A 9,065-nucleotide genomic window follows, 5' to 3' on the forward strand; every position below is an offset into this window, starting at 1 on the left:
CTAACAGGCGGTATACGCCTTGATGAGTCAGATAAATACAGCAGTCATATAAGCCCACGACTTTACAGCGTCTGGAATATGACGCCGGATTGGACACTGAAAGGGGGCGTGTCTACTGGGTATCGCTCACCCAATATTCGTGAGACGGCGCCCGGCTGGGGGCAGGTTAGCCGCGGGGGCAACGTATATGGCAATCCGAATTTAAAGCCGGAAACCTCGCTCAACAAAGAACTGGCGCTTTATTATGGAAATGAAAATGGATTTAACGGTAGCTTGACGGTTTTCCATAACGACTTTGACGACAAGATCACCCGCATTGCATGCCCTGTTTCAATTTGTGATGCAGGCCCCAACGACTTTGGCAGTGACCCGACGTACCGCATTAACGTTGATGAAGCGATAACGCGTGGGGTGGAAATCAGCATGGCCGCACCGCTTAATGAATCGCTTGATTTAACCGGAAGCTACACATTCACCGACTCCGAACAGAAGAGTGGTGAGTACGCCGGTAGCCCGCTGACGCAACTGCCCCGCCATCAAATTTCAGCATCGCTTGATTGGCAAGTATCCGCTCGGTTAAGCCAGTGGACCAGAGCAACCTACCGGGGTAAGGAGAGCCAGCCGGTCACCGGGCCTTCTTCAAGCTCTACTATCGCGCCTTCTTACACCTTTGTAGATACAGGTCTTGGCTATCAACTGAACGCCAATACGCAGCTTAATGCCGGTATCTATAACCTGCTGGATGAAACGATTACTTACGATGAGTATGGCTATGTGGAAGATGGCCGCCGGGTGTGGTTAGGCTTGAGCGTGGATTTTTAATTCTTCAAGAGCACATTAACCAAGCGGCCACTTTTAAGTGGTCGCTTTTTTTATAGCGGTTATAAAAGAGAGCGCTATAAAAAAGCCCCGGCAAAGCCGAGGCGTAAAGAGAGCATTGAAACAGCAAGCAGAGCCGTTCAAGTAGGAAGTGATTAGAACTCGTAAGTAGCTGAGACCCAGAAATTACGGCCATCCAGGGCGACGCCGTCGGTGGAACGACCTGTCTGAGTGTAGTGATAGGCGATGTAGGTATCCCCTTCATACTCGTAGGTGTCGTGACCTGCGAAATCCTTGTCGAACAGGTTGTAAATGGCGCCCGTGAGGCGAACGTTATCGGAGAATAGGTAAGAGCTTTTCAGGTTGAACAGCGTGTAGCCGTTCAGGTTATTACCTAATTGGTCAACAAGTGCGGCGGAGGAGCCGGTTACATTGCCGCTAAAACGCTCCCGTGAAGAGTAGTACTCCCCTTCAAGCGTAGTGTTCCAGCGATCATTAATTGCCCAGTTAAGATCAGTGGTCAACTTATGCTTGGGTGCATTGGTAAGCGGTTGACCTTCATTCTCTCCGGAAGTGATTTCGGTGTCAGTGTAGGTATAGCCACCGCTGATAGCCCAGGCAGGAGCAATTTGGTAGCTGCTGGTCAGTTCAATACCACGAGTTTCCGCGCGGTCAATATTGATTGATTGGTCAAAGCTAACCTGCTGAGTGAAATTCCCTACGCTTAAGCAGTTAGCGGCATTGGCGTAAGGCTGATTGCCATTACCGTCAATATACTGGCAGTTGGGCAGGCTGTCGCCATCAGCGATACGGTCGCGAAACTGAGTATAAAAGACAGTTGCCCCGGCAGAGAAGCCGCTAAGGTTGTCGTAGATCGCACCCACTTCATAGTTGGTACTTTTCTCGGGTCCAAGGTCTGGCGAGCCAAGACTGACGGATTGGCCTTGATTGCCAAAACCGTTAACACCATCGTGTAGCTGGTTCAGCGTGGGCGTTTTGTACCCTTGGCTAATACCCCCTTTAAGGGTTAACTGGTCAGTGGTATTCCACACTAAGTAACCGCGCGGGCTAAAGTGGCCACCGAACGCATCATGGTTTTCATAGCGCCCGCCCAAGGTTAGCGCTAAGTCATCGGTTAGCAGCCACTCATCTTCGGCAAAAAATGACCAGCTTGACTGAGAAAATTTCTCGTTGCCTGCAGTGCCTTCTTTAAGTTCAGCATCAATATACTGAACGCCTACGGTCACCATGTGGTCATCCAGCGGTGCAATGAATTTGCTGTCGACCACAGTGTCACGGTTTTCCAGAAGACGTGGTTCGCCTCCTTGGGCTATATAGCCATAGTCAGGTGCGTTTCCGGCAGGCAGTGTACGCCCAAGTGTCTCCGTAAAATTATGCGTAACGCTACTCTCAAGGGTGCCTGCGGCGTAGTGGCCGGTATGCCCTACGGCAATTTGGTCGCGGTTAAAGCGCAGCTCATCTGAGTAGCCGAAAAACTCACCCGGTTGAGGTGTGGAACAGTCATTACGCTTTAAGCCATCCAGACTGCCCAAGCGACAATCTGAATTGTCGTACACCTGGCGGGAGCGTTCGGCATCCAGCCAAAATTCGTTGGTATCATCGGGTGTCGCGTTTAAGCGCCCGCCAATCGAGTAGATGCGCGCTTCCACAGGGCGAGGGTCGCGTCCTGCGCTGCCCTCTACCATGCGCTCGGAGCTATCGCGGTCAAACAAGCGCCCACGCAACTGCAGACCTAGCGTATCTTCAACCAGTGGGCCAGAAGTATAGAGGTTAATGGCTGAGCTATTACCTGCATCGCGGTCCTGCTGAAAAGTGTTTTCAAGCGTTACTGAGCCGGCCCATTCAGTGCTAACGCGACGAGTAATTATATTGATAACCCCGCCCATGGCGTCCGACCCATAAAGAGTGGACATTGGGCCACGGATAACTTCAATACGCTCAATCGCTGAAAGGGGCGGCATAAAGCTGGTTGAGGTTTCGCCAAAGCCATTCGGCGTTACATCGCCTGAGGCATTTTGGCGGCGCCCATCAATCAGGATCAGCGTATAAGCACTTGGCATGCCACGGATGGAAATATTGAAGCCACCTGTTTTGCCAGTGCCGGAGCGAATATCGACGCCTGGAATATCCTTGATTGCCTCGGCAATGTTGGAAAACTGGTTTTGCTCCAGCTCTTCCCGCGTTACCACAGAGATACTCGCAGGGGCACTATTTAGCGTTTGCTCATACCCGGAAGCGGTCACCACCATGTTATTAAGCTGGGTATTTTCTTGAGCATTGGCCGCGCCAGCGGTCAGCCCAAGAGCAACAGCGCTGGCTAAAGCATTACGAGTAAAGCGTGGCATAGCGATCCCCTTGGTAAATGATTCGGTAATGATATTTATTATCAAATGAGGGTGGGATTCTAAAAAGAAAAGTTCCCATGCGCGAGCCAATATCATGGAACAGTGCGTTGCTAAAATAGAAACGCAGGGAGGGCCGGTTTAGGGGCTGGGGTATTACACAAGCGGTTTTCTTTGTGTTGCGTAAAATGGAACGTCGGGTTCTATTTAATATAGATGCAAATGTTTTTGAGAATCGTTACTATTCGAACGAATGGTCTAAGAATAGAGGTTCACTATGCTGCGTTCGGTACTGCGTCTTGGCTTGGCCGGTGTGCTATTGAGTAGCTTGATTACCAATGCGCAAGCCCGAGAGCTGGATACTGCTTTTGGAGAAATTGAAGTGCCTGATGCGCCGGAGCGTGTTGTAACGCTATATGAAGGCGCGTTAGACGCATCGTTGGCCGCTGGTGTCACCCCGATAGGCGCCATTGCTTCGCGTGGCAGCAACGATGTCGCTGCTTATATTGGTGAACACACCGATGTAAGCGCGCTGGAAATGGTCGGTGTTACCCGCGAACTCAATATCGAAGCGGTGCTTCGTTTACAACCGGACCTGATTCTTGCAGCGCCCCAGCTTGCTGAAGAGCAGTACCAGTTGCTGTCACGTATTGCCCCCACGGTCGTTCCTAAAACAAGCGGTTTTTCTCGCGATGGCTGGAAAGCAGAAACGCAGCTGTTTGGTCAGGCGCTGGGTAAAGAAGCAGAAATTGATGAAGCGCTTGAAAAGGTAGAGCAGCGTGCCGCAGAGCTTAACGAACGTTTGAGTGATGCCAATGTCGGCGGCACCGCTTACCTGGTGCGGTGGATGCCTGCTGGCCCCATGGTCATGTCCTCTGAGCTGTTTTCAACTGGCGTACTTGCTTCGACAGGGCTGATAGTGGAAGACGAAGGCCTGGTCAGTGAGGGCAGTGCCCATAGCGATGTATTAAGCCTTGAAAACCTCTCACTGATTGACAGCGACTGGCTATTTCTTGCCACGCTAAATGAAGATGGCCAGCAAGCGTTGGAGGCTGCTGAACAGAGTAATGCCTTCACCCGTTTGGATGTTGTGCAACAAGAACACGTTGTGCCTGTGAATGGCCAGGTATGGAGCAGCGCCTCAGGGCCGCTGGCCGCCCAGGCCATCCTGAACGATATCGAACAAGCGCTCTTGCCTTAAGCGTCCTTACTATCAAGGTACGCCTGTGAAGGAACGAACATGTCAGTAAGTTCGCTAACGCAGCGCTTTGAACAACGAACGCTGCTGTTAAGCCTGCTCACCGCCCTAGTGGCGGTGAGTGTCGTTAGTTTGTTGGTGGGGGCTGGCAGCGTTTCGCCATTACAAGCGCTCTCTATGCTGTTGGGTAGCGAAGACAGTGACGCGCATTTTGTCGTATGGGAACTGCGTGCACCACGCACCTTGATTGGAATTGCGGTGGGTATGGCGCTGGGTGTTTCGGGTGCGCTCTTGCAAGCCGTTGCGCGTAACCCGCTAGCGGAACCGGGGTTGCTGGGCGTCAGTGCGGGGGCGGCATTTGCTGTTGCGCTGGCGCTAGTGCTGGGTTCAAGTGCGGCCACCCTGCGTATTTCCGTTGCGCAGTTGGGTGCATTGATAGGCTGCCTCTGCGTATTGGGCGTAGCGCGTTGGCGCGGCGTGGGTAATGACCCTGTGCGCCTGGTGCTGGCCGGTGCTGCTTTCTCGGCGTTGCTGGGGGCGATGACCGCGCTACTGCTGCTGTTTGACCAGCGCTCTGCTGACGAAGTGCGCTTCTGGGTGATTGGCAGTTTGGCCGGCCGTCGTCTGGAAGATCTAATAGCCGTATTGCCTTCTATCGCCTTTTGCACGCTTTTGGTTGTGTTGATTGCGCGCCCTTTATCCGCATTAGCGCTCGGGGAGCGGATGGCATCGGGGCTGGGGCATCATCCTCAGCTGATTCGTGCATTGGTCGTACTTTGCGTAGCGCTTTTGGTCGGGGCCGCAACGGCCATTGCCGGGCCTATTATTTTTGTCGGGCTGGTAGTGCCTTTTGTTGCACGTGCGTTTGCCGGGCCGGATATCCGACGCACTCTATGGTTTTGTTTACCGATTGGCCCGTTAATCGTCGTCTCGGCCGATGTTATTTCCCGCTTGGTGGTCGCTCCCTCTGAACTACCGCTGGGTGTTCTTACGGCATTGTGCGGAGCGCCTGTGCTTATTGCTGTTGTACGCGCCCGCCGTTTACCCATGTTGTGAGTTTGTTATGACGCCTCGCTGGTTAAAAGCTGAATTCAAAAAACAGGGCGCCACGGCTGTGGTCGCGAGAACACCCGATATGGGAATGGTGCGTTATGAAGAAGAGCCGGTAGAGCCGCCAACGGGCTACTGGCGCTGGGGCGAGCGCCGAGGCGATGGCTACAGTATTCTGCTTGAGCAGCGAGCCGTTTGGGTTAACAGTGGGTTAGCGGTCACATTGCTGTTCGCCTGCATTACCTACCTTAGCCTTGGCACCGTCACCCTGGACCCGCGCGATGTAGTACAAGCACTGGCTGGGCAGGGCGATATGATGACCGGTTTTATGGTGCAGGAGTTACGCTTGCCGCGGCTTGTAGCCGCCTGTTTGACCGGAGGCGCCTTTGCGCTGGCAGGTATTTTGATGCAAACGCTGGCACGTAACCGCTTGGCCACGCCCGGTATTATTGGTATTGATAACGGTGCCACCGCCTTTGCGGTGGCCTCCGTTGTGGGGATGAGCGTATCGCTGGCGCCTTCCGCGATGGCCTTGACCGGCGCCGCCACGGCGGCCGTTATTACCTTTGGGCTTGCTGCTGGCAGCGGCACGCAAGGGTACCGGTTTATCGTTGCGGGGATTGGGGTAGGGGCCATCTTTGGGGCCATCACGCAACTGATGTTGGCGCGCGTGGCTATCGATACAGCCAATGCTGCTTATCCCTGGACTGTCGGTTCCCTCAATGCCCGTTCCGGCGGCTCAGTCCAACTGCTGGGAATTGGCTTAGCGCTGGGCTTTGTTGCCGCACTAGTGCTGGCACGCTCACTCACGGTGTTGCGGTTTTCCGACGCTACGGCCAGCGGTTTGGGCATCAACACCACCGTGCGCCGTATCCAAATATTACTGCTATCGGTTGCTTTAACGGCCTTGGCCGTTGCGGTGGCGGGGCCCGTAGGCATGGTGGGGCTAATCGGCCCTGAAATTGCCCGTGCACTTTCCACTCCGCGCCATGTGCCGGTTGTCGCGGCTACGCTGGCAGGTGCGCTGGTGATGGTGTTAGCGGACCTTGCGGGACGAACGCTACTGTCGCCAATCGAACTGCCGGTTGGTATTGTCACCGCCATCATCGGCGGCCCCTGGCTTTTATGGATTTTGATGCGCCCGCAACGGAGTCACGCATGAACGATTTTCGAACCCCGCCCACACTAGCCACTCACGCATTAAGCATGGGTTATGGCACGCGGCGGGTGATCGATGGCCTGGAGGTGACACTGCCCAGTGCCAAAGTGACAGCCATTGTAGGGCCTAACGGATGTGGTAAATCGACATTACTTGCGGGCCTGGCGCGTTTGCATAAGCCCGATGAAGGTAGCGTGTTGCTCAACGGTGAAGATATTCAACGCTTACCGTCTCGCCAACTCGCCACGCAGTTGGCGCTGCTGCCCCAGGAGGCTATCGCTCCAGAAGGGCTAACGGTAACGGAACTGATTCGTTTTGGGCGTCAGCCGCATCAGGGTTGGTTGCGGCAATGGTCAGCCGAAGACCAGCGGGTGGTACAACACGCGCTTTTAGCGGCAGGGCTTGAGGATTTAGCGGATCGCCCCATTGACGCGCTTTCGGGTGGGCAACGCCAGCGTGCGTGGATCGCTATGACCATCGCTCAGCAAACGCCGCTTTTACTGCTGGATGAGCCGACTTCCGCGCTTGATTTAGGCCACCAGATCGAGGTGTTTGAACTGGTGCGCCACTTGGCTGGGCATGGTCGCACCGTGGTGATGGTACTGCATGATTTAGCCAGCGCTTGCCGCTACGCGGACCACTTGATCGCCATGTGTGATGGGAAAATTGTTGATCAGGGCGCGCCCGCGAATGTGGTCACGCCAGAGCTGGTGCGCAAGCTGTATCAGGTCGACTGCACGTTACTTTCCGACCCGGCGACCGGTAGCCCGTTACTGGCTAATGTGCGCCGGGCGACTGAGCCCGCTTAAAAAGATTATTCGCTAAAGGCTTAACGGTTAATCAGCAAGGCATTCAGCGTAATGGGCACGTTATCGTCAATCTGTTGATAGCCAAGCATGGATAGCAGAGTACGGACCGTGGTGTTTGCCATTAACGTCTTGCCATCCAGCGTCATTGGCTCTGCGTGAGTCACCCTCACTTGATTCAAGCCTTCGCGGGTAAAGCGCAAGGGCACCGACTCCTCCCGGCTCACCATTTCGTTTTGTACACGAAAGGTAATGGTCTCGACCAGCGACTCATTGATATCCAGTGCATCCAGCCGTTCCGGCGGCATCTGCCCAACCAGCGTGACCAGCGGAGTATTCGACAGCAGAGCGACCCACGGCGGTAGGTCATTAAAGCGCGAAAGCAGGTCGGTCTGGCTCAGCTTAAGCGGCAGACGCAACGTACCATCGGGCGAAATATCTCCCTCTAAATCGCGCACCTGATGATGATGCGTTTGAGGTGTCGCCCCGTTGAGCTGAGTAATCGCCGCCTCTACACGCGACTCACCAGGATCAAGCTGCCAATCGGCCTGAACCGGCACCGTTAGCAGCAACGGGAAAAGAGCAATCAAAGCTTTCAAGGCGCGTCTCCGCATAAAGAACTCCATCTCAAGACCCGCAATCCCGTAAAAAGTGCCATTCCCGCACGAAGATACATACGTAGGGGTAGCCTCGCCCCGCCACATTCGCTATTATATGCACGCTTTTCGGGCCTATAGCTCAGTTGGTCAGAGCAGGGGACTCATAATCCCTTGGTCGTAGGTTCAAGTCCTACTGGGCCCACCATTTTTCAATGACTTATCCTCGCGCTTCCCCTTCCTTTCTGTACTTTTCCTCAAAGTGGCAACCAAGTGTCAACCGAAGACTTTCGGGCCGTATGTGATTGCTTCCCTTAAATGATCCGGTGCTAGATGTGCGTAACGCATGGTCATTTGTATACTTTGATGTCCTAATATCTTTTGAAGTATTAGTAAGTTACCGCCGTTTATCACGAAGTGGCTTGCGAACGTGTGCCGTAAAACATGCGTGCGCTGCCCTTTAGGCAATTGGATATCTGACGCTTTAAGAGCGTTGGTGAAGGCTTGGCAGGGGACATTGATCAGGCCTTTGTGGTGGTGGGAGCGGGAGGCGCATCACTACCAGGGGCTTCCAGCGGTGTTTTATCGCCGCCTTCTAGCTGGGTAATACCGTGCTGAATTAGGCGCTCGCCCAGGGCTGAGGGGGTTAGGCCGTGGGTGCCTGCCTGGATCAAATACCGGCTATGAATTTCCTGATCGAGAAAGACCCGGATGGGCTGTTTTTTTACTCATGTGTATAACTCCGGAAGGACTAAAGGCCGTTGTGGATAAGGGGCGGCGCGTTAGTCGTGGGGTTGTGGGTCGTTGCGCGGGGAAAACCACTACCGAGGAACGGGGGGAGGCATTGGTAGCAGTGGGACCGCAGGGAGTGGCCGGGGCGAGGCCATAGTGCTTGGTGAGGTAGTTCAGGGCGTGCTGGTAGTGCTTAAAGACGATGCCGTACGTAGTGCCTTCATGGACGTTAGAAACACGGGTAATAGTGGTGTCGTTCAGGTCGAGCGCTGGCAGGTGGTCAGCAGGTACGGCGATAAAGCAGAAGCCGCCTGTCGGTACGATGTGTTGATGTAGCAATAA

9 protein-coding genes, 1 tRNA gene and 1 pseudogene are annotated in these 9,065 nt (G+C 54.3%); 6 read left to right on the top strand and 5 right to left on the bottom strand.

All coding sequences use genetic code 11. The annotated features are described in order from the left end of the window. Positions 1 to 822: TonB-dependent receptor domain-containing protein (locus tag ACT3R4_RS17810; RefSeq protein WP_496201272.1), on the top strand; the 822-nt coding region annotated here is incomplete at its 5' end. A 152-nt stretch (positions 823 to 974) separates the two neighbouring features. Here ACT3R4_RS17810 and ACT3R4_RS17815 read toward each other — a convergent pair. Next, complete coding sequence (locus ACT3R4_RS17815; protein WP_441680169.1) at positions 975 to 3,185, bottom strand: TonB-dependent receptor domain-containing protein; 2,211 nt, start codon at positions 3,183 to 3,185, stop codon at positions 975 to 977. Between the two features lie 274 nt (positions 3,186 to 3,459). Between ACT3R4_RS17815 and ACT3R4_RS17820 the strand changes: the two genes are divergently transcribed. Genes ACT3R4_RS17820 through ACT3R4_RS17835 form a run of 4 tightly spaced genes read left to right on the top strand, consistent with a single transcriptional unit; the run spans position 3,460 to position 7,398 of the window. Beyond that, positions 3,460 to 4,383, top strand: a complete 924-nt coding sequence (locus ACT3R4_RS17820; protein ID WP_441680168.1) for an ABC transporter substrate-binding protein — start codon at positions 3,460 to 3,462, stop codon at positions 4,381 to 4,383. A 39-nt stretch (positions 4,384 to 4,422) separates the two neighbouring features. Beyond that, complete coding sequence (locus ACT3R4_RS17825) at positions 4,423 to 5,436, top strand: FecCD family ABC transporter permease (RefSeq protein ID WP_172117541.1); 1,014 nt, start codon at positions 4,423 to 4,425, stop codon at positions 5,434 to 5,436. Between the two features lie 7 nt (positions 5,437 to 5,443). Then, the gene (locus ACT3R4_RS17830) at positions 5,444 to 6,592 is read left to right on the top strand and encodes a FecCD family ABC transporter permease (protein ID WP_441680167.1); all 1,149 of its coding nucleotides are present in this window, start codon (positions 5,444 to 5,446) and stop codon (positions 6,590 to 6,592) included. Further along, positions 6,589 to 7,398, top strand: coding sequence for an ABC transporter ATP-binding protein (locus ACT3R4_RS17835; protein ID WP_192527436.1), 810 nt, complete (start codon positions 6,589 to 6,591; stop codon positions 7,396 to 7,398). Before ACT3R4_RS17830 ends, ACT3R4_RS17835 begins: the two co-directional genes overlap by 4 nt. Positions 7,399 to 7,418: 20 nt before the next feature. Here the strand turns inward: ACT3R4_RS17835 and ACT3R4_RS17840 are convergent, their stop codons facing one another. Beyond that, on the bottom strand, positions 7,419 to 8,009 hold the full coding sequence (locus tag ACT3R4_RS17840) for a hypothetical protein (RefSeq protein ID WP_441680165.1): 591 nt from the start codon (positions 8,007 to 8,009) through the stop codon (positions 7,419 to 7,421). Positions 8,010 to 8,122: 113 nt separating this feature from the next. Between ACT3R4_RS17840 and ACT3R4_RS17845 the strand changes: the two genes are divergently transcribed. Then, positions 8,123 to 8,199, top strand: a tRNA-Ile gene (locus ACT3R4_RS17845). A gap of 68 nt (positions 8,200 to 8,267) precedes the next feature. Here ACT3R4_RS17845 and ACT3R4_RS17850 read toward each other — a convergent pair. From ACT3R4_RS17850 to ACT3R4_RS17860, 3 genes and pseudogenes are all read right to left on the bottom strand, one after another. Beyond that, positions 8,268 to 8,495, bottom strand: a pseudogene (locus tag ACT3R4_RS17850) (tyrosine-type recombinase/integrase); the annotation flags it as partial. A gap of 17 nt (positions 8,496 to 8,512) precedes the next feature. After that, complete coding sequence (locus ACT3R4_RS17855) at positions 8,513 to 8,665, bottom strand: hypothetical protein (RefSeq protein WP_193054485.1); 153 nt, start codon at positions 8,663 to 8,665, stop codon at positions 8,513 to 8,515. Positions 8,666 to 8,672: 7 nt separating this feature from the next. After that, the coding region (locus ACT3R4_RS17860; RefSeq protein WP_496201273.1) for a hypothetical protein at positions 8,673 to 9,065 on the bottom strand (393 nt) is incomplete at its 5' end.

The organism is Halomonas sp. AOP7-E1-9 (assembly GCF_052376035.1).
Taxonomy (GTDB): Bacteria; Pseudomonadota; Gammaproteobacteria; order Pseudomonadales; family Halomonadaceae; genus Vreelandella; species Vreelandella citrativorans.

Coding starts and splice junctions, on each gene's coding strand:
- ACT3R4_RS17815 (WP_441680169.1), bottom strand. CDS start 3,185: ATGCCACGCTTTACTCGTAATGCTTTAGCCAGCGCTGTTGCTCTTGGG.
- ACT3R4_RS17820 (WP_441680168.1), top strand. CDS start 3,460: ATGCTGCGTTCGGTACTGCGTCTTGGCTTGGCCGGTGTGCTATTGAGT.
- ACT3R4_RS17825 (WP_172117541.1), top strand. CDS start 4,423: ATGTCAGTAAGTTCGCTAACGCAGCGCTTTGAACAACGAACGCTGCTG.
- ACT3R4_RS17830 (WP_441680167.1), top strand. CDS start 5,444: ATGACGCCTCGCTGGTTAAAAGCTGAATTCAAAAAACAGGGCGCCACG.
- ACT3R4_RS17835 (WP_192527436.1), top strand. CDS start 6,589: ATGAACGATTTTCGAACCCCGCCCACACTAGCCACTCACGCATTAAGC.
- ACT3R4_RS17840 (WP_441680165.1), bottom strand. CDS start 8,009: ATGCGGAGACGCGCCTTGAAAGCTTTGATTGCTCTTTTCCCGTTGCTG.